The organism is Devosia lacusdianchii (assembly GCF_022429625.1).
Classification (GTDB): domain Bacteria; phylum Pseudomonadota; class Alphaproteobacteria; order Rhizobiales; family Devosiaceae; genus Devosia; species Devosia lacusdianchii.
This window is the reverse complement of sequence record NZ_CP092483.1, coordinates 3,654,723-3,677,312: the sequence shown is the minus strand read 5'-3', so window position 1 is coordinate 3,677,312 and position 22,590 is coordinate 3,654,723. Positions and strand designations below refer to the sequence as shown.

Sequence of the window (22,590 nt, the reverse complement as noted above, 5' to 3'; positions counted from 1 at the left end):
CTTGTGGGGAGGGATCAAGGGTGGGGGTGAGCCGCGAGCACTGCACTCTCGGAGCGATACCCCCACCCTGCTCGATGTACGGACTTAGCAAGCTAAGTCCTATCTCGCATCCCTCCCCACAAGGGGAGGGCTGTAGTGGCGTGATTAGTCCTGGAACGGAGCGTACCAGGCCTTGAGACCGTCGGTGATCACCTTGCCGGCTTCTTCCGGCGTGGTTTCGCCGGCGAACAGCTTTTGGACTTCCTGCTGCACCAGCACCGAGCCCGAGGGCTCGCCAAAGCGGAAATGCACCAGGAACAGGTAGGGGATGGCGCTCTTGTTCAGCTCGGCGACTTCGGCCAGCAGCGGGTTGTCGAAGGTGACGCCCGGCACGGTCGAGATGTTGTTGAGCTGGTTGGCGAAGGCCTGACCGAATTCCTGGCTGGCGACGAAGTTCAGGAACTTCATCGCCGCTTCCTTGTTGGCGCCGGCAGCGTTGGCGGCATAGCCACCGTCGAAGTAGAGGCCAACGAGCTTTTCGTCCTCGGCGGTACGGCCCGGGGCGGCGAACACGCCCAGTTCGATCTCGGGGTTCTGCGTCTTGAAGGTGGTCAGTTCATACGAACCGCCGCCGAACATGGCCGCCATGCCCGAGGAGAACAGCTGCTGGGCGCTGGGATAATCCAGGCCGATGAAGCCGTCCGGGAAGTACTGGCTGAGCTCCTTGAGGCCGGTCAGGGCGCCGGTGAAGCGGTCGTCGGTGAAGTCGGTCGTGCCGGCGACGATCTCGTCGACAAAGGCCTTGCCCATCAGCGAGGAGGTGAAGTCGAAGGTCACCGTCTCGTTCTGCCAGGCGGTAGCCGTGCCGTTGGCGAACGGCATGATGCCGGCGTCCTTGAGCTTCTGGCTCAGGGCCAGGAACTCGTCCCAGGTCTGGGGTTCGCTGAGGCCATTATCGTCGAAGATCTTCTTGTTGTAGATCACCAGCTGGGTCTGGCTGGCGAACGGCACCGCATAGAGCTTCTGGTCGGCGCGCACGGTTTCGGCGGCGAGGGCCGCCGGTGCGAAGTCGGCCAGGGCCGGAATGGCTTCCACCGTCAGCGGCTCGAGATAGCCGGCCGTCGCCACGTTCTCCAGGCCACCATAGGCGCGCACCATCATCAGGTCCGGGCCGGTGCCGCCGGCCAGGGCCGTCGACAGGATGGTGTTGTAATTGGCGGCTTCGAATGTCTCGAACTTCACGGTGATGCCGGGATTGGCGGCCTCGAACGTGTCGATGAACTGCTCATACTGGGCGCGGTCTTCCTGCCGCCAGCTCCAGAAGGTCAGGTCCTGCGCCAGTGCCGGCGCGGCAACCATGACGGCCATCAGGCCAACGCCGATACGAATGAAATTGCTTGTCACTTTTCTTCCCTCTCTGTTCGAAACGTTTTTTGTTTTTGGATGGACATGATCCACGGATTTACGCGGATAACCGTCGGCCATCCTCGGCGGAAAAGAAATGCAGTGCCCCGGCATCGACCAGGAGGCCTACATGCTCGTCAGGCTCATAGAGGTCGTTGGGCAAGGTGCGGATGCCCACCAGCGTCCCGTCGGCCAGGCGTGCATAGACGAAGGCGTTCTCGCCCAGATATTCGGTGTAGATGACGGTTGCCGGAATGGCGTTGGCGGTGGGTTCGCGCGTCAGCGACAGCCCATCCGGCCGGACGCCGAGCTTCATCGGCCCATCGCCCGTCGGCAAGCCGGGTAGCGCGATATCGGCGCCGCCAATGCCCACATGGCCGGCTTTGCGCACGACATCGATCAGCGCCATTTTGGGCGAGCCGATAAAGCTGGCGACGAAGGTATTGGCCGGGGTCTCGTAGAGCTCGCGCGGGCTGCCAACCTGCTCGATGCGCCCCTGGTTCATCACCACGATGCGGTCGGCCAGTGTCATGGCTTCGACCTGGTCGTGGGTGACATAGATCATGGTGCCGCCGATCTGGCGGTGGAGGCGCGCGATTTCGAGGCGGACGTCGGAGCGTAAGGCGGCATCGAGATTGCTGAGCGGTTCATCGAGCAGGAACACGTCGGGCTTGCGCACCAAAGCCCGGCCGATGGCGACGCGCTGGCGCTGGCCGCCGCTGAGTTCGCGCGGCTTGCGCTGCAGCAGCGGCTCGAGCCGCAGCATGCGGGCGGCCTCGGCAATCCGGTCCTCGACCTCCTGCTTGCTCAGGCCCATGAGCCGGGCGCCGAAGGCCATGTTCTCGTAAACGTCCATGTGCGGATAGAGCGCATAGCTCTGGAACACCATGGCGATGCCGCGCTGGGAGGGGTGCACTTCATTCATGCGCTTGCCATTGAGCACGAACTCGCCGTCCGAAATCGGATCCAGGCCTGCGATCAGTCGCAGTAGCGTGGATTTGCCACAGCCGGAGGGGCCGACAAACACCACGAATTCGCGGTCGCCGATCTCCAGGTCGATGCCGTGCAGGACTGCGGTATTCTTGAAGCGCTTCTTGACGCCGCGCAGCGAAAGTTTGGCCAAGCTTCCTCCTTGGGTGACGCCGAAAGGGCGATACCCGCCTCCCTGAGGCCTTCCTCATCGGCCGTGGGAATACTGAATTCCAAAAATGACGACTGTCAAGAATAAAATATTACATCGCACTGATGTCGACACAAATGACCAACAGTAGAAACCGGGTCAGGCCTTGAGCACGGTAACGGCCAGCTCGCTCTTGTGGACATAATCCTGCGCATCGGCCTGTTGGCGCACGAGCAGAATGAACAGCATGTCCATGATCATCAGCTGTGCATCGCGCGAAGTGATCGCCGAGGATCGGACGCGTTCTTCGTCGGCGACGGTGAACAGGTGGATGTCGGCAATATCTAACAGTGGATTGGGCTGCATGCCCGTCACCGAAATGACCTTGGCGCCGCGTTGCCTGGCAACCTCGGCGATGCGCACGATTTCAAGGCTTCGCCCCGAATGCGAGAGGGCGAGCAGCACGTCCTGCCCATTGAGGGCCGACGCATTGGCGATCTGGATATGGCTGTCGCTATCCATCAGCACCGAGCGTCCGAGCTTGAGCAGCTTGTAGGAGAAATCGCGGGCCACGAGCGCCGAAGCTCCTACCCCCGCAAGCTGGACCTTGCGCGCATTGGCCAGCGCGTCGAGGGCCGCATCGATGGTCTGTTCGGAATTGGCGGCCGAGGTTTCGCGCATGGACAACAGCTTGCTGCCGATCAGCTTCTGCAGGATGGTCATGTAACTATCGCTGCCATCGATCGTGCCGTGGATTACGCCACCCGGCGCATGCCATTCCAGCGCCTTGGCCTTGTTTACGGCCAGCTTGAGCTGCTGGTAACCGCCGTAACCGAGCTTCTGGCTGAACTTGACCACGCTTGATTGACTGCGGCCGCTCGCCTCAGCCAGGGCAGCAGAAGACATGGTCAGCATCTGTTCGGGATGCTCGATGATGAACTCGGCGATCTGCCGGTCGGCAGTCGTCAGGGAATCAAGTTGGGCGCTCAGAGACTTGAGTATCGACATGCTTTCCCTCGCGGGCCGGACGGCGCGTAAGCACTAGCCAATGGCCGGCTAAATGCAATCGGTGCTCTGCACTCGGGGCTCTCGGACGGTCATCCTGCACCACACTGGCTTCGTTTGGAATATAATATTCCGTCTTGTGTTCATATGCAGAATTGTTCCTCCCAATGTCGCGGCGGATTTTTGCGCGAGGACACGATGGCAGAGAGCGTGGCGAAACGGGGCGGTCAGACGAGGACGTAGCGCGCCTCGCACACGCCATCGGTGGCGAGATAAACGATACTCGCGGTCAGCTCGGGCGCCGATCGGCCAACATTCTCTTGGTGGCGGAGATTGTCGATCGCCAGCTTGGCGAGGGCGATAGCGAGGCGCAGATGGATTTCGTCGGGCCCGGCATCCCCGGCGGGTTCGGGCTGGTACACTGTGGTTGGAAACGGATACATGGCTGATCCCTGAAGTAGCGGCGACTTGCTTCATGGTCGGGAACCTTGATTGCAGGATCATTGCCGCCAATCTCTTGCCAGGGTTGGCGCGCTGGCACTGTGCAATGCTGGTGCAATCTGGAAATGCCACAGGCCCGGCGGGGGAAGCGTGCGCATGCGTTTGCTGTTGGTCGAGGACGAGCCTGAAATGGCCGCCAATCTGAATGCAGCGCTGGTCAACCATGGGATCGTGGTCGATTGGGTCTCGACGCTGCAAGTGGCCGAAGAAGCCGTGGCCGAGCGATTGCATGATGCGGTCTTGCTCGATCGCAAGCTGCCTGATGGCGACGGGCTGTCCTTCATCACCTATTTGCGACGCAAGCGGCCCGGCGTTCCGGTCATCGTGCTGTCGGCACTCGACAGCAGTACAGACCGCGTCGCCGGTCTCGACGTCGGGGCCGACGACTATCTGGGTAAGCCGTTTTCGGTTGACGAATTGATGGCGCGGCTGCGGGCTGTGTTGCGGCGTGGCCCGGACATGGCGCAGGGCGAGGCCAAGGTCGGCAATCTGGTGTTCGACCTTGTCAGCCGCGAGGCGAGGGTCGCGGGCGCATCGCTCGCCTTGCGGCGGCGCGAGCTCCTGGTGCTCGAGGCGTTGATGCGCCGGTCGGGCCGCACGGTGGTCCGTACTGTGCTCGAGGAAGCGGTTTTCGGGTTCAACGACGAGATCCAGTCCAACTCGCTCGACGCCCATGTGTCGCGTCTGCGCAAAAAACTGGCGGATGGGCAGAGCAGCGCCGAGATTCACGCCATTCGCGGTATCGGCTATCTGATCAAGGAGCGGCAATGACCCGGGTTCGGCGCAAGTCGCTGCGGCGGGAGCTGACGGTAAAGCTCATTGTCCTGCAGAGCCTGACCTTGATCATCCTTGCCGTTGCCTCACAGTTTGCCGACTTTGTCGGCAACGGCGATCGCAGCGCCGAACTGCTCGATCCGACCTATTCGCGCGCCATCGCCGCGGCGGTGTCGCGCGGGCCGGACGGCGGCCTGCTGGTCGCCGAAGACAAGCTGGCCGAGCTTCGGGCCGAGGCTCCCGATCTCTGGTTTGTGGTGCAGGGCGAGGATGGCAGGTGGCTGGCCGCGGGCGTGGTGCCCGAGGTTCACGCCGCGCTGAGCCAGCATCTTGATAGCGTCGATTTCGCCGATATCCGCGACAAGCGTCCCGGTTCCCCCGGCGCAGCCAGCCTGCGGGTCGAGAATGCCGATGCGGGCCGGCTGCATGTGCTCTATGGCAACGCCCCGCTTTTGGGGATCGGGCTGGCCTTCGTCGATTTCTTCAGCACGTTTGTCGGTCCGGTGCTTCTGCTGGTCCTGATGGGCCTGGCGGTAGTGATGCTGATCACCACGCCATTGATCGTGCGCAGCGCCACCAAGGGCATCGTCGCTGCGGTGCAGAGTGCGGAGGGCATCGATATCGAACAGCGCGGCACCCGCCTGCCGACGGCGCAGGTGCCGGCAGAAGTCGCGGCTCTGGTCGTTGCCATCAATGCGGCCCTGGAGCGGCTCGACGAGGGGTACGAGCGTCAGCAGATGTTCCTGGCCGATGCCGCCCATGAGCTCAAGACGCCGATCGCCATCCTGCAAAGCCGGATCGAACTGGCGCCCGATGACCGGGCCCGGGCACGGCTGCTGCTCGATGTCGGGCGGCTGTCCAATATGGCCGAGACGCTGCTCGATATGCAGCGTCTCAAACATCGCGGCCTCAGCGGGCAGAGCGCCGATATCGTGAGCGTCTTCGCCCAGGTGGCCGCCGATCTGGCGCCGCTGGCGATCAGCGCCGGCTATGAGCTGTCGTTCGAAAGCGAGGTCAGGCATGCGGTGGTCAATGGCGACGCCAATGCGATCGAGCGCGCCTTGACCAATCTGGTGCAGAACGCCATTGCCCATGGCGCCAATCGCGGCAACATCGCCATCCGCGTGCGCAGTGACCACCGCGTGGACGTGTGCGATGATGGTCCCGGCATTCCCAGCGAGCAGCGCGACCTCATTTTCCAGCCGTTTCATCGGCTGAAGCCGCAAGATCGCGGGTCGGGCCTGGGCCTCAGCCTGGTGCGGGAAATCATGCACCGGCATGGCGGCTCGGTGTCGGTAAGGGCCAGCGATAGCGGCGGCGCCTGCTTCAGTCTGCGCTTCCCGCAGCCCGCCTGATCCGGGTTCGGATCGTTAACCCGCGCCGTGCAATGTCCGTGCAATTTGGCCCACCCATGGTCCGCCTCGCTGCGAGCGGGGCGCCGTTGGGGGGCCTCGATGGGCGATCGCGTGCAGCGTTTGCGTCCGTCATCGAACCTGGAGTTGCCGATGCGTCCTGCCCGCGTGAAAATCGCCGCGTCATTGTCCGTGCTGATCGCCGCCCTGCCTGCCGTGGCCGCGGAGTTCGACAGCTATGGCGCCGCACCTGCGGAATTCCCTGAAGCCACGTTTCAGCCCGACCTGATCATCGAACTGGGTCTGGGCACTGGCTACGCGCCGCTTTACGACGGCTCGTCCAAATATGGCCCAACCTTCAGCCCGATCATCGGCCTCGAACTGCTGGTCATTCCCGGCATCATCGAGATCGGCGGCGACGAGCGGCAAGGCGGCTTCTCCTTCGCACCGGCGCTCAGCATTGCCGGCGAACGCAAGAGCGAGGACAATGTGCATCTGCTTGGGCTGCCCAATATCGACGCCACTTACGCCCCGGGTCTGCGCGTCGGCTATGAATGGGGCGCGGCGGAAATCTATGGCGAGCTGCGCTATGCCTTTGGCGGGGCGCAGGGACTGCTGGGCGATGTCGGCGTCAATCTCACGGCGCAGCTGACGCCCGAACTTGAGATCGTCGGTGGTCCGGTGGTCAGCTTCGCGTCCGAGAACTACATGGACACCTATTTCGGTGTGACGGCGGCCGGCTCGGCTGCAACCGGCGGGCGCCTGGCCGCCTACGATCCGACCGGCGGCATCAAATCGGCCGGGCTCAATCTGTCGGCGCGCTACGAATTCATGCCCGACACGTTCATCAGCGCCAATGCGTCCTATACCCGGTTGATGGGCAGCGCAGCCGACTCCCCCATTGTCGAGAAGGATGCGGTCAATCAGTTTGTCGTCGGCATCGGCCTCTCGCGGCGCTTCACGCTCGATCTGTACTGATCAAATCGGCGGCTGTGGTCAGGCAGCCGCCTTGAGGCGCGGATCGAGCGTATCGCGCAGCGCATCGCCCAAGAGGTTGAAGCCGAAGGACAGGATGAGGATGGCAAAGCCGGCGAAGACGGCTGGCCATGGCGACAGCAGCAGGAAGTTGCGGCCCTCCGACAGCATCAGGCCCAGCGATGGGACGGGAGGCTGCGCACCAAGCCCGAGGAAGGACAGCGAGGCCTCGACCAGGATCGCCGCCGACAACAAAAGGCTCGTCTGCACCAGCACCACCGAGGCCAGATTGGGCAGCAGGTGGATGAAGATGATACGCCCATCGGAGGCGCCGATGGCGCGGGCGCTGTTGACATACTCGCTCTCGCAGATCACCAGCGCCGGCCCGCGCAGCAGGCGGGCAAAGATCGGCGTATAGACGATGGCAATGGCCAGGGCCGCGCTCCATGGGCTCGGACCCAGGACGGCGATGACGCCGATGGCCAGGAGCATGATGGGGAAGGCGAAGAGCACATCCATGATGCGCATGACTATGCGGTCGAACCAGCCGCCATAATAGGCCGCCAGCATGCCAAGTGTACCGCCGGCCAACAGGGCCAGCAACACAGCGGTGACGCAGGTCAGCAGCGAGGTACCATAGCCATAGACGATGCGTGCCAGCACATCGCGGCCGAGCTGGTCGGTGCCCAGCCAGTTGACGAGGTTGGGGCCCTTCATGCGCTGCACGACCACCTGGGTATAGGGGCTCTGGAAGCCGAGCACCGGCGCGAAGACGGCGATCAGCACCTGCAGCGTCACGAGGACGATGGCGAAGGTCAGCAGCTTGTTGCGGGCCATCCAGCTCATCGGCGTGACACCCGCGGATCGATGACGGCATAGAGCAGGTCGACGATGAAATTCACGATGACGAAGGCAAAGGTCATGACCAGGATGGTGGCCTGCACCAGTGGGTAATTGCGTTCGGCAATGGCGCCCAGCACCAGTCGCCCCAGCCCGGGTATGGCGAAGACCTGTTCGATGACGATGGCGCCGCCGAGCAGATAACCGGCCGAAACGCCGACGCTGGTGATGAAGGGGATCAGCGCATTGCGCAGAGCGTGGCGATAAACGATACGCCGCTTGCTGGCGCCCTTGGCCTTGGCGGTGCGGATATAGTCCTGGCTCAACGCATCGAGCATGGCCGAGCGCACTAGGCGGGAAAGATTGGCCAGCATGGGCAGCGACAGGGCGATAACAGGCAGGATCATGCGTTGCAGATTGCCGAGCGGGTCCTCGGTGAACGGCACATAGCCCAGCGCCTGCACGCCGGGCAGGAGCTTGGCGACGAGAAAGATCGAGACGATGCCGAGCCAGAACGAGGGGATGGTCAGCCCGGCAATGGCGCCGATGCGCACCGCCACTTCGGCGCCCTTGCCACGTGCCGTGGCCATGAAGGCGCCGATGGGAATGGACAAGCCCGCACCGACCAGCACGGAGAGCAGGGTCAATTCGAAGGTCGGCCAGATATTGGCGGCGATCTCGCTCATGACCGGCCGGCCGGTCCAGATCGAGGTGCCCAAGTCGCCGCGCAGAGCGCCGGTGATCCAGTTCCAATATTGCACCAGCAGCGGTTGATCGAGCCCGACCCGGGCGCGCAATTCGGCCATGCGCTCCGGGGTAATTTCGGTATTGGCGCCCAGCATGATGGCGACGGCATCGCCGGGGATGAGGCGGATCATCATGAACACCACCAGCGACACGCCAAACAGCACGACGACGAGGTCGATCAGGCGGTTGGTGAGGAAGCGGTGGGGCATGGGCAGATACTCAATGAGGCTGGTGCGCGAGGCCCACCCCCTCCTGGCCTCCCCCATCAAGGGGGAGGTACAAGTCAGTGGGTTGAACTGCATCGTGCCCCAAGAGTGGAGCGAACACCTCCCCATGATGGGGGAGGCCGGGAGGGGGTGGGCTATGCATCGAAGCCCACGGCTCCAACTACTCAGCCACGGTCACATTCACGAGGCTCGTCAGCCGGCCGTTCGGGTAAATCTCGAACCCGCTGACGCCGTCGGCCACTGCCGTATATAGCGTGCCATAGGCGATATGCGCGGCCGGACCGTCGCAGGCCAGCTTGGCCTGGACCTGGTCGTAGATGGCCTTGCGCGCCGCCGGGTCGATGGTAGAGCGGCCTTCGTCGAGCCAGGCGTCGAGCTCGGCATCCTCATACTTGAAGACGTTGGTCGAGCCGCCGCCACGGAAGGTGCGGTAGAAATATTCGTCCGGATCGGGGCTGCCGCCATTGGCGGAGACGAACATGTCGAACTCCGAATTGCGCCAGGATTGCACGAAGTCGCCGATTTCCTGGGTGATGAGTTCGACCTCGATACCGCCGGCCGCCAGCTGCTGCTGCACCACCTGGGCGATGTCGCGGGTATCCTGCCGCGGCAGCACGTTCATGGTGACCTTCAGTGGCGTGGTGACACCGGCTTCGGCGAGCAGCGCCTTGGCCTTTTCGACGTCCGGCGTGTAGCAGGCGAAGGTCGAGGGATCGACGGCCCAGTTGACCAAAGCCGGCGAGAGCGGGCCGGCCGGCACACCGGCGCCGAACAGGGCGCCGTCGATGATTTCCTGGCGATTGATCAGGTAGTTGATGGCCTCGCGCACCTTGGCATTGCCGAAGGGCTCGCGGCTCGCGTTCACGCCGAGCAGAGTATAGGCGATGTCGCGCGTTTCCTGCATGGTGACGCCGGGCTGGCCCTGCAATTGCAGCGCTGTAGCGGGGTCGATGGCCGGAAGCAGGTCATACTCGCCGGTGGTGATGCCGACCTGTCGGGTTGCCGCTTCCGGCACGAAGTTGAACCGGACCTCGTCGAGTTTGGGCTGACCCTCGATGTAGTAATCGGGGTTTTTGGCGAGACCGATGAAGCCGTTGGGCTGCCATTCGTCGAACTTGAACGGGCCGGTGCCAATGGGGGTCTGTTGCAGGCCCTCGGCATTGGTCTCGACCTCAGCCGGAACGATGGCGATGCCGGCCAGCGACGACAGGATCGGCGCGAAGGGCGCGTCGAGCGTCAGCTTGATCGTCGTGGGGTCGACCACTTCGATACCGGTAATGGGGGTGACGCGGCTGGCCAGCGGCGATGCGATGGCTTCGGCCTGCACGCGGCGGATCGAGGCGGCGACGTCTTCGGCGTCGAAGGTCGAGCCGTCATGGAACTTGACGCCGTCATGCAGCTTGAAGGTGTAGCTGACGCCGTCCTCGGAAATTTCCCAGCTTTCGGCCAGCGCCGGCACCACGGCCAGGTTCTTGTCGATGGCGGTCAGGCCTTCGTAAATGTTGCTCTGCACGATCACCACCGAGTTGAAGGCGGTGATCAGATGCGGGTCGAGGCCGGCTGGCGAAGAGTCGATGGCGACGTCCAGCGTCGCAGCCAAAGCGGCGCCGGTCAGCACGGTCGAAGCGAGCAGCGCGATACCAATTTTCTTGAACGTCATGATGCCTCCAAATGTGTCGTGCCGCTTGCTGCGGCTTATCCTTCGCAACGAAAGACCAATCTCAGACCAGTCTGGACTTATGCCACGCTATGGTACTAACTCAGGGTGTGCAAGCGGTTGCGCAATGCGCTTAGTCGATGGATTTGATGCCCGAAATTGCCCTGCTCTCCATCGAAAATCTCAACATTGCCGTGGGCAAACGGGCGGTGATCGAGGGCGTGTCGCTGACCATCCGTGCCGGCGAAATGCTGGGGCTGGTCGGCGAGTCGGGCTGCGGAAAGTCGGTCACGGCGCTGTCGATTATGCGGCTCCTGGCCGAGCCGCCGATGCGCATCGAAAGCGGCGCCATCCGCTTCGAGGGCAAGGATATCCTGGCGCTGGACGAGGCCGCACTGCAGCGCCTGCGGGGCGATGATATCGCCATGATTTTCCAGGAGCCGATGACCAGCCTCAATCCGGTCTTCACTATCGGCAACCAGATCGCCGAGGTGGTGCTGCTGCATCGCAAGGTGTCGCGGGCCGAGGCCGACCAGCGGGCCGTGGACCTGCTCACCCGCGTCGGCATTCCGGCCCCGGCCAACGCCATGGGGCGTTATCCGCACCAGCTTTCCGGTGGCCAGCGCCAGCGCGTCATGATCGCCATGGCGCTGGCTTGCGATCCCAAACTGCTGGTTGCCGACGAGCCGACAACGGCGCTTGACGTGACCGTGCAGGCGCAAATTCTCGATCTCATCGATGACCTGCGGCGCGAGACCGGTATGGCCGTGCTGCTCATCACCCACGACCTGGGTGTGGTGTCGCAATATTGCGACCGGGTCGCGGTCATGTATGGCGGGCGCGTGGTCGAGGAAGCGCCGGCTGCCGAGCTCTTCGCCCATCCGCGGCATCGCTATACCGAGGCGCTGCTGGCGACCATTCCTGCCTCCAATCCACCCGGCACGCTTCTCCCGGCTATCCCTGGCACCGTGCCCCCGCCCGGCAATCGGCCCGATGGCTGCACCTTCCACCCGCGCTGCCATGCCGTGGTCGAAGCTTGCCCAAAACAGATGCCGGAACTGGTCGGCCACAGCCACCTTGCCCGGTGCTGGAATCCAGCCGCATGAGCCTGCTCGAACTCGACCATCTCAGCAAAGTCTATCCCGGCGGCGTTCGGGCAGTGACCGATGTGTCGCTTGCCATTGAAGCTGGCGAAGTCCTCGGGGTGGTTGGCGAGTCCGGTTGCGGCAAGTCAACGCTCGGTCGCACCCTGCTACGGCTGATCGAACCGAGCAGCGGCACCATCCGCTTCGAGGGCGAAGACCTGCCCAAGCTCAGCCGCGGTCGGATGAAGGCGATCCGCCGGCAGATGCAGATCATTTTCCAGGACCCGTTCGGCTCGCTCAATCCGCGCCATACCGCTGGCTACATCATTGGCGAGCCGCTGGTGGTGCATGGTATAGGCGACCGCGCCTCGCGCCGCCAACGCGTCGCCGCGCTGCTGGCACTGGTCGGCCTGCCGCCGGGCTCCGAGAAGCGCTATCCGCACGAATTTTCCGGCGGCCAGCGCCAGCGCATCGCGATTGCGCGGGCTCTCGCGCTCGATCCAAAACTGCTGGTGGCCGATGAGGCGGTGTCGGCGCTCGACGTGTCGATCCAGAGCCAGATCATCAACCTGATTGCCGAGCTGCAAAAGCGGCTGGGGCTGGCGATCATGTTCATCAGTCACGACCTGTCGGTGATCCGTCACGTTAGCGATCGCATCGCTGTCATGTATCTGGGCCGCATTGTCGAGATCGGGCCGACCGAGCAGATCATGACCCGGCCGCGCCACCCCTATACGCAGGCTTTGCTGTCGGCGATTCCGCGCCCTGGCCTCACCCGATCAGACAGAATCGTGCTCAAAGGGGAGCTGCCGGACCCGGCCAATCCGCCCTCGGGCTGCGCCTTTCACACCCGTTGTCCAAAGGTCATGGAGGTGTGCCACCAGGTGCTGCCGGTTCTGGGCAAAGTGCGGCGAGACATCGAACAGGAGGAGGGTGACGTCGCCTGTCACCTCTATAGCGAATGACCCTCAGTAAACTGCTCGACCGCGCCTGGGCGCCGGTTGCCGAACGCATTGATGCCGGCCGCATACCGGGCGCCGTGCTCGGCCTTGTCAGCGCCGACGGAACGGTCAAGACCCGCCATGCCGGGCAAGCCCAGCTCGTTCCCAAGCCGCGCCCGATGCGCGAATATACCTGGTTCGACTTGGCCTCGCTGACCAAGGTCATCTACACGACGCCGGCCATTCTGAAGCTGGCGGAAGCGGGCACGATCGACCTCGATGCGCCGATCACCACGGTGCTGCCCGATCTCAGGCACTACAATCTCGACGCCTGGGAGCGGAAAGTCACGTTCCGCCAATGCCTTGGTCACCAGACGCCGTTTCCGGCGGTCGAGCCGATCTATACATATGGCCGCGATCCGGACCTGCTGCGGACCTTCGTGCTGCAGCGCGAATGGCAGGCCGGACCCTCGGTCTATTCCGACATCAATTTCATTCTCCTCGGCTTCGTCATCGAACGGCTGGCCAAGAAGAAAATCCGCGAACTCGACGCTGGCGAGGGCTTTGACTGGGAGGCCGAGCCGATCGAAGCCGCCGCCACCGAAGACTGCTATTGGCGCCATCGTGTGCTGGTCGGCGAAGTGCATGACGATAACTGTGCTGCTCTCCAAGGCTCCGGCCATGCCGGGCTTTTCGGCCCAGTGACCTCGGTGCTCGACTTCGCCAAGGGCCTGCTCGACGGCACCGGTGCTTCCGCGGAGGCCATCAGGCTGATGCGGACCCCTTTGTCTTCGCGCCGCACCCATGGCTGGGAGCATCCCCATGACGGCTGGTCGGGCGGCGACCATTGCGGCACAGAGGTCATCGGCCATACCGGGTTTACCGGCACGGGGCTGTGGATCGATTTCGAGGCTGGCCATGCCTGGACGTTGCTGACCAATCGCGTGCATCCGACCCGGCACTTCGACAGCGGCATCGGCCTGCTTCGTCGCGCCGTGGGCGATGCCATCAACGGAGCCTGACATGGAGCCGATCTGGGCGATTGGGCTGATGACCGGCACGGTGCTCGACGGCAATGTCGACGTCGCGCTGATCCGCACCGATGGCGAGCGCATCTTCGAATTCGGCGACTACAAGCTCATGCCCTACGGTGGCGAGCTGCGCGCCATGCTGGTCGAGACGCTGGCTGCGGCGCGGCAGTGGAATTTCGAAGGTCCCGATCCGGCGATTTTCGCCGAAGCCGAGCGGGCTCTGACGATTGCGCAAGCTGACGCCGTCCTTCAATTCATGGCAGGGCAATCCGTCTATTTTTCCGATGTCACCATAGTCGGCTTTCATGGGCAAAGCGTGCTGCACAGGGCGCCCCAGCCGGGCCGCATCGGCGCGACGCGGCAATTGGGCGACGGCCAGCTGATGGCCGATGCCTTCGGTAAGCCGGTGGCCTACGACTTCCGCAGCGCCGATGTGGCGGCCGGCGGACAGGGCGCACCGCTCTCGGCCATCTATCATCAGGCCCTGCTGCGCGGCCTGGATGCCAAGGGCGAGACAGCGGTGCTCAATCTGGGTGGCGTCGCCAACATCACCTGGTGGGACGGCGCCGATCATCTCATCGCCTTCGATACCGGCCCGGCCAATGCGCCGATCAACGATTTCGTCAGCGGGCTGGGCCTGGGCGATATGGACCGCGACGGGGCGCTGGCTTTGTCGGGCACGGTCGATGAAGCGCGCCTGGTTGAACTGCTCAAGCACCCCTACCTGACCGCCGCCTATCCCAAGTCGCTCGATCGCTTCGACTTCACCGCCGATATGGCCAAGGGATGCAATGCCGCCGATGGTGCAGCTCTGTTGACGGCGTTCACCACCTCCGCTGTAGGCAAGGCGCTCGACATGCTGCCGCGCCGGCCGGAGCGGCTGATCGTCTGCGGGGGTGGACGTCACAACCCGGCAATCATGGCCATGCTGCCGGAACGGGCGCGGGTCGAGGTGCTGCCGGCCGAAGCAGTGGGCTGGCGCGGTGATGCGATCGAGGCCGAGTGCTTCGCGCTGCTGGCGGTGCGCGCCTTGCGCGGTCTGCCCATCAGCTTTCCCACTACCACTGGGGTTCCCGAGCCGATGACGGGTGGCCGATTGGCCGGCCTAGGCTGGCCGCGCCCGTGGCGACCGGGCGGTGATGATACAGGCAGCCACGATTAGCGCGCCGCCCACCCAAAGCTGCGGGCCGGGGATTTCGCCGAAGAACAAAAAGCCGAACAAGCCGGCCCAGATCAGGCCGGTATAGTCGAGCACGGCAAAGACTGACACCGGCATGCGCTTGAGGCCGTTGATCAGCACCAGGAAGCCGACGGCGCCGAAGAAGCCGATCAAGGCGATCTGACCCCAGACCATCGCATCCGGTATCGAGACCGGGCCGAAGGCTAGGGGCGAGATGATGATCGCCGCGAACAGCGTTTGCGCCAGGGTCATCGCCGCCGCGCCTTCATTGCTGGAATGGTGTTTGAGGATGACCAGTGTGATCGCGTAGCTCAGCGGCGCGAGTACGGCCGCGATCCAGGCGAGTGTGTCGGTGGCGCCGGCGAGGTCCACAGGCGAGCCGGCGAAGATGATCACCGCCGACCCGGCTGCGCCAAGCCCGAGCGCGATCCACGGGCCGGCGCCGACATGCTCTTTGAAGATTATCGCGCCGAGCACGGTCACATAGACCGGCGCCGTCATGCCCAGCGCCGCGACGACGGCCAGCGGCAGCCGGGCGATGGCATAGAAAAACAGCGTTGCGGTAACCACCAGCATGATGGCGCGTAGCAAATGGCGGCGCAGGTTCTCACGCCTGGGCCAGTCGCCGCGCGTGAGCACGATCCACAAAGCCAGCCAGATGGCGGCGCCCAGGCAACGAACGAACACGACCTGGAAGGTCGTCAAGTTTGCGCCAAGCGCCTTGGCGACGGCGTCCATGGCGCAGAGCAGCACGATGCCCGCCGCCCCCAATGCAATAGCACCGTCCGTCGATTTCATGGGAATCTCTTGGCTAGAAAGCTGCGCGTCCGACCTTCCGGGAAGTCGGGCAACTCGCCGAAGACCTCATAGCCCGCCTGCCGGTAGACCCTAAGCGCGGTCGGATTGAAGGTGTCGATATAGGCGCCGTGGCAGCCGCGTATCCGCGCTTCGGTCTCGGCTAGAGCTAGCATTTGGGCCGCGTAACCTTGCCCGCGCTGCCCCTCGGCCAGCCAGAGCCACTGCACGTAAAGCCAGCCCCAGGCGGTGTAACCAGAGAGGCCTCCATGCACTGTCTCGCCATCGCGTAGGATCACCGCCAATGCCCGCCGATTGGCTGGTCCGACGTCGTGTTCATTGAACCCCGTCAGCCCTTTCCCAATCGTCTCAAGATCGGCTGGATCGGGCGTTTCTGTGATGATGAGATCGAGGGGCATAGCTTTGGCGATAAAGTGTTTGCCCAGAGCGGGCAAGCCGGCTTCGCCTTGAAGCGTCCGCCCATCCGTGGCAAGCACCGCTCGATCTCAACGCTTCCAGGGTATGGCATGCGCTCCGCAGTTCTCCTTTTTGCTCTTGTTGCGGCGCTGGCGATGACAGCCGTCGCGCCGGAAGCGGGCAACATCCTCTATCTTGCTGCGGGAGGTATTGGCCTATTGCTGCTGCGCCCAGCCGATGGCGCTGTGATCAGGCGGCCGATCGTCTGGATGCCTCTGTTGGGTATTGCCCTGCTGGCAGTGGCCTATCCCATTGGCGCGGGATCGACCTCTGGCCTGATCGGCGTGGTATTTGTCGCGCCGTTCCTGGCGGTGATTCCACTCGTTGCGCTTGCCAGAACGGATGGCGCAGTACATCTGCCGTTCGTTCCGACGCTAAGCCTTGCCGGCAGCGCCGGAGCGGCGGCGATGGCGACGAACGAATTTCTGCTGACCGGCGTAGAGCGGGCGGGCGAAAGCGTCGCCAATCCTATCCATTTCGCCGATGTGGCGCTGGCGCTGGGCTTCCTGTCCTTGCTCGGGCTGACTTCGAACAAAGGCGCCTGGCGCTATGCGTTCCTGCTTGGCCCCATGTTTGCAGGCTTAGCCATCGCCCTTTCGGGCACGCGCGGCGCCGTGGTCGCCGAGGTCGCCATGGCTGCCGTCGCCGTCATCCTGGTGGCTTCGCTTGGCCTGGTTCAGCGCCGGACAATGATTGTCGGTGCCTTGGCCGGCGTCGGCGTTATCGCGGTCGCTCTGCTTGCCGGGCTTGGACAGACCTCGGCCGTTCAGCGCGTTCTCGTTGATCTGGGTGATCTGGCCCGTTTCAGTCTACCAACCGACTTATCTACCTCCATCCGCCTCAACATGTACGAAAGTGGTTTCAGGGCATTCCTCGCGTCGCCGATCTTTGGTCACGGCCCGCTTAACTTTGTCGCCGTTGCCGACAGCCTCGCCGCCGTCCCGTTCGGCGCTGCGCCGCACCTGCATAACGATCTCGCCGATTTTGCCGCCAGCGCCGGGATACTGGGCCTGCTGGCCTACGCGATGCTGTTGCTCGCCCCTGTCGTCGAAGCGATCACCGCCCCAGATTCAGCGCACAAGCGCGGGGTGATTGTCGTCGCGGCGACGCTGACCGCGGGCTATTTCGTGATGGGGCTGACCAACGCCATGTTCGGCATCCTCACCGTGACGGTGGTCTATACGGCCATCTGCGTCGTCGTAGCCATGGCCACACAGGCCGAGGCGTAGTGCCTCAGCACGCCACGACGTTGACGGCCAATCCGGCCAGGCTGGTTTCCTTATAGCGCTCGCTCATGTCGAGGCCGGTCTGGCGCATGGTCTCGATGCAGGCGTCGAGCGGTACCGCGTGGGTGCCGTCGCCCTTGAGGGCCAGCGAGGCGGCGGTGACAGCTTTGACGGCGCCAAAGGCATTGCGCTCAATGCACGGGATCTGCACCAGCCCCGCCACGGGATCGCAGGTCATGCCCAGATGGTGCTCAAGCGCGATTTCGGCGGCGTTCTCCACCTGCTCCGGTGTGCCGCCCATAATGGCGCAAAGGCCCGCCGCGGCCATGGCGGAGGCGGAGCCGACTTCGCCCTGGCAGCCTACTTCAGCGCCGGAAATGGAGGCATTGTGCTTGATGATGCCGCCGATGGCGGCGGCGGTCAGCAAATAGTCGCGCACAGCCTGCGGGCCGGCGGCGGCATTGAACTTGAGGAAATACTTCATCACCGCGGGAATGACCCCGGCGGCGCCATTGGTCGGGGCGGTCACCACGCGCCCGCCGCCAGCATTTTCTTCGTTCACGGCCATGGCATAAAGACTCAGCCAGTCATTGGCCATGAGTGGGGTGAGTTCGTTGCTCCGCCACTGCGCATCGAGCTGCAGGAAAATGCCGCGTGCCCGGCGCTTGACGTTGAGCCCGCCGGGCATAATGCCCTCCTGGCTGATGCCGCGATCGATGCAGCCGCTCATCACGGACCAGATTTCGTCGATGCCGCGATCGAGCGATAGCCGATTGCGCGTCGCCTCTTCGTTGGCCCGCTTCATTCCGGCGATGGAGAGGCCCGACCTCGCGGCCATGGCCAGCATGTCCTTGGCATGGGCAAAGGGGTAGGGCACATCGGCTTGAGCCGGCGAGGCATCCTTGAGCGCCTCGAGTTCCTCGGCACTGACAACGAAGCCGCCGCCAATCGAATAGTAGGCGCGGCGCAGCAGGAGCTGGCCGTCGGTGTCGTAGGCGGCAAACTGCAGGCCGTTGGGGTGGCCGGGCAGGGGCGTCTTCTTGTCGAAGACGAGATCGATCTGCGGGCGGAACCGGTAGGCGGGGTGGTCGGGTGGTTGCACCGACCCGGTGGCCTCGACGCCGGCGATAATCGTGTCCATCGTGTCCGGATCGACCGTCTTGGGGTCCTGCCCGCAGAGGCCCAGGATCACTGCGCGGCCACTGCCGTGGCCGATGCCGGTAAAGGCGAGCGAGCCGTGCAGGCTGGCGGTCAATGCCGCCGGTCGTGCATTGGCAGCGCGGGGCCAGTCATTGGTCCGCAATTCATCAAGGAAACGCCGGGCAGCGGTCATCGGCCCCATCGTGTGGGAGCTCGATGGGCCGATGCCGATCTTGAAGACGTCGAAAATCGAAAGGAACATGGCCGGCATAGTGCATGAAAGGCTTCGGTCGGCAATCAACATAAGGTCGATATTGTTCTCGAAACGGCAACAGTGCGTGGCGCGCGCCGTGATTGCGCCACGTGGCGACGTGGCCGATATGTGGGCCAACAGCAAAGGAGACAGGTTATGGCCGGGTATCAGTATCGCGAAGGGCAAGGCGCCACTGCCGACGCGCCCCTGTTTTTCGTATTTCACGGCACGGGTGGCGACGAAAACCAGTTCTTTGATCTCGCCGGGGAATTGGTGCCCGGTGCGCGCGTGATCGCGCCGCGCGGCGATGTCAGCGAGGGCGGCGCCCTGCGCTATTTCCGTCGTACCGGCGAGGGAGTGTTCGACATGGACGATCTGGCCCGCCGCGCGGCGGCCATGGTTGATTTCGTGGCGACCACCAAAGCACGATATGAAGGGGCCAAGTTGATCGGCCTCGGTTATTCGAACGGCGCCAATATCCTGGCGACGGTGCAGTTTGGCGCCCCGGATCTGTTCGATGCCACCGTCCTGATGCACCCGTTGATCCCGTTTGCGCCGCCGAAAGCCGATTTTGTGGGGAGGCGGGTGTTGATCACCGCGGGGCAGCGCGATCCCATGGCGCCTGCCTCGACCACCCAGCAACTGGCGGATTACTTCACCGCCAGCGGGGCCGAGGCATCGCTTTTCTGGCATGCGGGCGGGCACGAACTGCGGCAGGAAGAACTGCTGGAAACGCAGCGATTTCTGACGCCGTTTCGTGGCTGACGCTTGCTCCCATCGTAAGGTCCGGCAATATGGCGCCGAACCGGAGGATGGATATGATACGGGCAGTCGGATTGGCGCTGATCCTGGTATTGGCAGTTTCGAGCGGGGCATCGGCGCAGGTTCAGCGTAACATAGTGGAGGCCACGCTCTGGGAGTACGAGCAGGTCGTAGGCCAAGCGCTGGGCCAAGAGGCGGCGCGGTGCCTCTCCGCCGATAGTGCGCGCTGGAATACTGCGCTGTTCACGACCTGCCGAAGCGACGCCTGTTTCAACGCCGCTTACGCCGATCGACTTTCGAGCTTGCTGGTCTTTCTGCCCGAGGCCGAGCCAGTCGAAGGGTTGGACTTCGTCACCACGCCGCAACTCGTTGCAATCGTCGCGCCGGAGGCCGAGACCGCAGAGCCAGCCGATGACTTTGCCGCGCCGGAGTTTGAAGTTCAGGGTACGCTGGTCCATGCCAGCGCCGACAAGAAGCATATGGGCCTGGCGGTGCAAACGGGCGGCGGCCCAGCCATGGTGATCGTCCCCGACATGGATATCGGCAATCAACCCAGCCATGCCCTATTGCAGTCGTTGATTGCCGAGGAGCAGGAACAGCAGTTTCTGGTTGTCGGTGGCGTTGCCGAGACCGAGAATGCCCTCGATTTCAAGACCAATCATTGCCGGTTCGTCTATCGCATGCCCATACCCGATAACTAAACGAGGCCATGTTCCTGCATGGCCCGGTCTTCGTCCGGCGTGACATAAGCGAAGATCTTGGCGCTGCCGTCGGCTGTCGTGACGAAGTAGAAATTGGTGAAGGTCACATGCCCGCTTTTGCCGGCTTTGTTGGTGTAGGCAAAATCCCAGTCGACATCGGCGATGGCGTGTAGCCCATCAAGTTCGGTCACCTTCAGGCCTTTGATGGTCATGTGCTTGCCGCCGACCTCGCGGTAGCGGGCATAGCCGGTCGGGACCACTTCCCGGAACTTTGCGTCGTTGGCGCCGCCCATCACGCCTTTGGGGCTGGAGCCGACGAAGTAGGCAGCAAAGGACCTGACGATGCCGTCGAGATCTTCTCTCGGCGGGTTCTGCAAGGCGTTGTCGGCGCGTTGACCATAGGCATCAAACAGCGCGCGAACCTTGGTTTCGAGCGGGCTCATGGGCGGTCTCCTCTGGTTGTGGAGTAGAACGCGGCAATGGCAGCAGGGTTCACATCGCAATAAGGAGCAATGTGTTAACGGCTTTTACAGGCACAAACGCTATGTCTGAAAGGCCGACCGAGCGAAGGTCGGGACCTGTTGCCAGCGAGGCGCCAAATCCACGGCCTTCGACACCAGATCGCCAGCAGCTTGCGGGTGCGCGTGCTGATATTCGTGCTGCTCGGCTTCGCCGTGGTGGCGGTGCCGGCCTATGTTGCGTTTCAGTGGATCGTCGGGACGACGGTCGTTCAGCTTGGCACGCTGTTCGCGGAAAAGCAGGTGCTCTACGACCGCTATCGCGGACAGGAAGCTCTGACGCGCGAAGTGTCGCTGGCCGAAGCGCTGGCGGGTTCGCAATCGATCCGCGACTGGGCCCGTAACGAGACGGACCCTATCCTCAAGCGCCGAGGGATAGCGGAGCTCGAACATTTCCGGCAGTCCTTCGTGGACAAGAGCTACTTCTTCGTCATCGGCGCTTCGGGCAATTACTATTTCAACGATGCCGGCAATTCCTACGCGGGTGACCAGTTCCGCTACACGCTCGACCCCAGTAATCCGACCGATGCCTGGTATTACGCCACCCTCAAGGCTGGTCCGGGCTGCCATCTCAATGCCGACAGCAACGCCAATCTGGGCGAGACCAAGGTCTGGATGAACTGCGTCATCCTCGAGGGCGGCGACGTGCTGGGTATTTTGGGCACCGGCATAGACCTCACCGCCTTCGTCCAGGAGGTGGTCAATGTCCCGCAGGTGGGCGTCACCTCGATGTTCGTCGATCGGCAGGGCGTGGTCCGGGCGCATCGCGACCAGAGCCTGATCGATCTGCCCAGTGTGACGCAGGAAATGGCGGGCCAAAGCACGGTGTTCAACCTGCTGGACCGGCCAGGCGATCAGCAGGCCCTGCGGAGCCTGATGGACGAGGTTGCGGCTGGCGGCGAGCTGGTCGGGTCGCGTTTCATGCAGATGGGCGGCAAGCAGATGCTGGTTGGCGTCGGTTATCTCGACAAGCTCGGCTGGTTCAACATCACGGTAATGGACATCGACACCATTATCGACAAACGCCTGTTCGCGCCTATCGGGCTGCTGCTGGCGGCGGTGGCGGGCCTGGTGGCCGCCCTAATGGCGCTGGTGTTCAAGCGGCAGGTGCTGGACCGGCTGCGTCGCCTGGAGAACGTGGTTCGCAGCGCGCGCGCCGGTGATTATGCTCCGGCGCTGAGGATGGGCGAGCAGCATCAGGATGAAGTCGGGCGGCTTTCGGCGGCCTTCACCGAAATGGCTGTTGCAGTCAGCGACAATACAAGGGCGCTGGAGGCCCGTGTGCAGGAGCGTACGCTGGAGCTCGAGCAGCTGGTCTTCCGCGATGGACAGACGGGCATCGCCAACCGGCGCGGTTTCATGGCCGCCTTTGGCGCCGCCGGCGCTGCGCAGCGGCATGGCCTGATCATGGTCGATATCGACCACTTCAAGGCCATCAACGACAATTTCGGCCATGCTGCGGGCGATGCGGTGGTGATCGAGATCGCCCGACGCATCGCAACGGCCATTGGCAGCGAGAATGTCTGTGCGCGCTGGGGCGGTGACGAGTTCATCATCCTGCTGCGCGATAGCGCGCCGCATTTGTTGCGGGCCTCCGCCTTCGCGGTGATTGCCGGCATCAGCGAGCGCGCCGTCGAGCTGCCGGAAGGGCGGGCGGTGATCGTCACGGCCAGCCTCGGCGCCTGCCTGGTCGAGCCAGGAGACTCGATCGAGACGGCGACTGAAATGGCCGACGCGGCGCTCTACATCGCCAAAGGCGAGGGGCGCAACAAGGTGTCCATCCTGGATCGCGAAAGCGCTTGGAACCTGGCCCCCAAAACCGCGCTGCACCAGTAGGTTCCAGGCGGTTGACGCCTCGTCCTCCACCTGCCAGCGTGCGCGGCGTTCGCCAAAGGAGTGT

General features: G+C 63.7%; 22 protein-coding genes. 11 read left to right on the top strand and 11 right to left on the bottom strand.

Annotated features, from left to right (window positions below):
- Positions 1-144: 144 nt before the first annotated feature.
- The 4 genes from MF606_RS18100 to MF606_RS18085 all read right to left on the bottom strand — a co-directional run bounded on the left by MF606_RS18100 (position 145) and on the right by MF606_RS18085 (position 3,951).
- Positions 145-1,383 carry an extracellular solute-binding protein gene (locus tag MF606_RS18100; protein WP_240230725.1) on the bottom strand — a complete coding sequence of 413 codons (1,239 nt, stop codon included), beginning with the start codon at positions 1,381-1,383 and terminating at the stop codon, positions 145-147.
- A 58-nt stretch (positions 1,384-1,441) separates the two neighbouring features.
- Positions 1,442-2,506: an ABC transporter ATP-binding protein gene (locus MF606_RS18095; protein ID WP_240230724.1), complete on the bottom strand. Its 1,065-nt coding sequence runs from the start codon at positions 2,504-2,506 to the stop codon at positions 1,442-1,444.
- Between the two features lie 156 nt (positions 2,507-2,662).
- Positions 2,663-3,511 (bottom strand): MurR/RpiR family transcriptional regulator, encoded by an 849-nt coding sequence (locus MF606_RS18090; protein WP_240230723.1) that lies wholly within the window; start codon positions 3,509-3,511, stop codon positions 2,663-2,665.
- 224 nt (positions 3,512-3,735) lie between these two features.
- Positions 3,736-3,951, bottom strand: a complete 216-nt coding sequence (locus MF606_RS18085; RefSeq protein WP_240230722.1) for a hypothetical protein — start codon at positions 3,949-3,951, stop codon at positions 3,736-3,738.
- A gap of 154 nt (positions 3,952-4,105) precedes the next feature.
- On the opposite strand from MF606_RS18085, the gene MF606_RS18080 reads away from it, so the two are divergent.
- The 3 genes from MF606_RS18080 (at position 4,106) to MF606_RS18070 (ending at position 7,113) form a co-directional block, all read left to right on the top strand.
- Positions 4,106-4,780 (top strand): response regulator transcription factor, encoded by a 675-nt coding sequence (locus MF606_RS18080; protein ID WP_240230721.1) that lies wholly within the window; start codon positions 4,106-4,108, stop codon positions 4,778-4,780.
- On the top strand, positions 4,777-6,138 hold the full coding sequence (locus tag MF606_RS18075) for a sensor histidine kinase (protein WP_240230720.1): 1,362 nt from the start codon (positions 4,777-4,779) through the stop codon (positions 6,136-6,138). Before MF606_RS18080 ends, MF606_RS18075 begins: the two co-directional genes overlap by 4 nt.
- Positions 6,139-6,288: 150 nt before the next feature.
- Positions 6,289-7,113 (top strand): MipA/OmpV family protein, encoded by an 825-nt coding sequence (locus MF606_RS18070; RefSeq protein ID WP_240230719.1) that lies wholly within the window; start codon positions 6,289-6,291, stop codon positions 7,111-7,113.
- 18 nt (positions 7,114-7,131) lie between these two features.
- Here the strand turns inward: MF606_RS18070 and MF606_RS18065 are convergent, their stop codons facing one another.
- From MF606_RS18065 to MF606_RS18055, 3 genes are all read right to left on the bottom strand, one after another.
- Positions 7,132-7,956 carry an ABC transporter permease gene (locus MF606_RS18065; protein WP_240230718.1) on the bottom strand — a complete coding sequence of 275 codons (825 nt, stop codon included), beginning with the start codon at positions 7,954-7,956 and terminating at the stop codon, positions 7,132-7,134.
- Complete coding sequence (locus tag MF606_RS18060) at positions 7,953-8,906, bottom strand: ABC transporter permease (protein WP_240230717.1); 954 nt, start codon at positions 8,904-8,906, stop codon at positions 7,953-7,955. The genes MF606_RS18065 and MF606_RS18060 overlap by 4 nt, the downstream gene beginning before the upstream one ends.
- Positions 8,907-9,084: 178 nt before the next feature.
- The gene (locus tag MF606_RS18055) at positions 9,085-10,584 is read right to left on the bottom strand and encodes an ABC transporter substrate-binding protein (RefSeq protein ID WP_240230716.1); all 1,500 of its coding nucleotides are present in this window, start codon (positions 10,582-10,584) and stop codon (positions 9,085-9,087) included.
- Positions 10,585-10,730: 146 nt separating this feature from the next.
- On the opposite strand from MF606_RS18055, the gene MF606_RS18050 reads away from it, so the two are divergent.
- From MF606_RS18050 to MF606_RS18035, 4 genes are read left to right on the top strand one after another with little or no spacing between them, the layout of a single operon-like run.
- Entirely contained in the window at positions 10,731-11,687 is a 957-nt protein-coding gene (locus MF606_RS18050; RefSeq protein WP_240230715.1) for an ABC transporter ATP-binding protein, read from the top strand.
- Positions 11,684-12,631, top strand: coding sequence for an ABC transporter ATP-binding protein (locus tag MF606_RS18045; protein WP_240230714.1), 948 nt, complete (start codon positions 11,684-11,686; stop codon positions 12,629-12,631). The genes MF606_RS18050 and MF606_RS18045 overlap by 4 nt, the downstream gene beginning before the upstream one ends.
- Entirely contained in the window at positions 12,628-13,629 is a 1,002-nt protein-coding gene (locus tag MF606_RS18040) for a serine hydrolase domain-containing protein (protein WP_240230713.1), read from the top strand. The genes MF606_RS18045 and MF606_RS18040 overlap by 4 nt, the downstream gene beginning before the upstream one ends.
- A gap of 1 nt (position 13,630) precedes the next feature.
- Entirely contained in the window at positions 13,631-14,800 is a 1,170-nt protein-coding gene (locus tag MF606_RS18035) for an anhydro-N-acetylmuramic acid kinase (RefSeq protein ID WP_240230712.1), read from the top strand.
- Here the strand turns inward: MF606_RS18035 and MF606_RS18030 are convergent.
- Together MF606_RS18030 and MF606_RS18025 are read right to left on the bottom strand one after the other, a co-directional pair.
- Positions 14,744-15,616, bottom strand: a complete 873-nt coding sequence (locus tag MF606_RS18030) for a DMT family transporter (protein ID WP_240230711.1) — start codon at positions 15,614-15,616, stop codon at positions 14,744-14,746. The genes MF606_RS18035 and MF606_RS18030 overlap by 57 nt on opposite strands.
- Positions 15,613-16,032 carry a GNAT family N-acetyltransferase gene (locus tag MF606_RS18025; protein WP_240233890.1) on the bottom strand — a complete coding sequence of 140 codons (420 nt, stop codon included), beginning with the start codon at positions 16,030-16,032 and terminating at the stop codon, positions 15,613-15,615. Before MF606_RS18025 ends, MF606_RS18030 begins: the two co-directional genes overlap by 4 nt.
- Positions 16,033-16,185: 153 nt before the next feature.
- Here MF606_RS18025 and MF606_RS18020 point away from each other — a divergent pair, with 153 nt between their 5' ends.
- A complete protein-coding gene (locus MF606_RS18020; RefSeq protein ID WP_240230710.1) occupies positions 16,186-17,319 on the top strand; it encodes an O-antigen ligase family protein in 1,134 nt (377 codons plus the stop codon).
- Positions 17,320-17,323: 4 nt separating this feature from the next.
- Here MF606_RS18020 and MF606_RS18015 read toward each other — a convergent pair whose 3' ends face one another.
- Positions 17,324-18,718 carry an L-serine ammonia-lyase gene (locus tag MF606_RS18015; RefSeq protein ID WP_240230709.1) on the bottom strand — a complete coding sequence of 465 codons (1,395 nt, stop codon included), beginning with the start codon at positions 18,716-18,718 and terminating at the stop codon, positions 17,324-17,326.
- A 147-nt stretch (positions 18,719-18,865) separates the two neighbouring features.
- Between MF606_RS18015 and MF606_RS18010 the strand changes: the two genes are divergently transcribed.
- Both MF606_RS18010 and MF606_RS18005 read left to right on the top strand, forming a co-directional pair.
- Complete coding sequence (locus tag MF606_RS18010) at positions 18,866-19,474, top strand: alpha/beta hydrolase (RefSeq protein WP_240230708.1); 609 nt, start codon at positions 18,866-18,868, stop codon at positions 19,472-19,474.
- 53 nt (positions 19,475-19,527) lie between these two features.
- Positions 19,528-20,172 (top strand): hypothetical protein, encoded by a 645-nt coding sequence (locus tag MF606_RS18005; protein WP_240230707.1) that lies wholly within the window; start codon positions 19,528-19,530, stop codon positions 20,170-20,172.
- On the opposite strand, the gene MF606_RS18000 is transcribed toward MF606_RS18005, so the two are convergent.
- Positions 20,169-20,615, bottom strand: coding sequence for a hypothetical protein (locus tag MF606_RS18000; RefSeq protein ID WP_240230706.1), 447 nt, complete (start codon positions 20,613-20,615; stop codon positions 20,169-20,171). The two genes, MF606_RS18005 and MF606_RS18000, sit on opposite strands and share 4 nt — an antisense overlap.
- A gap of 195 nt (positions 20,616-20,810) precedes the next feature.
- Here MF606_RS18000 and MF606_RS17995 point away from each other — a divergent pair, with 195 nt between their 5' ends.
- The gene (locus tag MF606_RS17995; protein ID WP_240230705.1) at positions 20,811-22,526 is read left to right on the top strand and encodes a sensor domain-containing diguanylate cyclase; all 1,716 of its coding nucleotides are present in this window, start codon (positions 20,811-20,813) and stop codon (positions 22,524-22,526) included.
- The last annotated feature ends 64 nt before the right edge of the window (positions 22,527-22,590 follow it).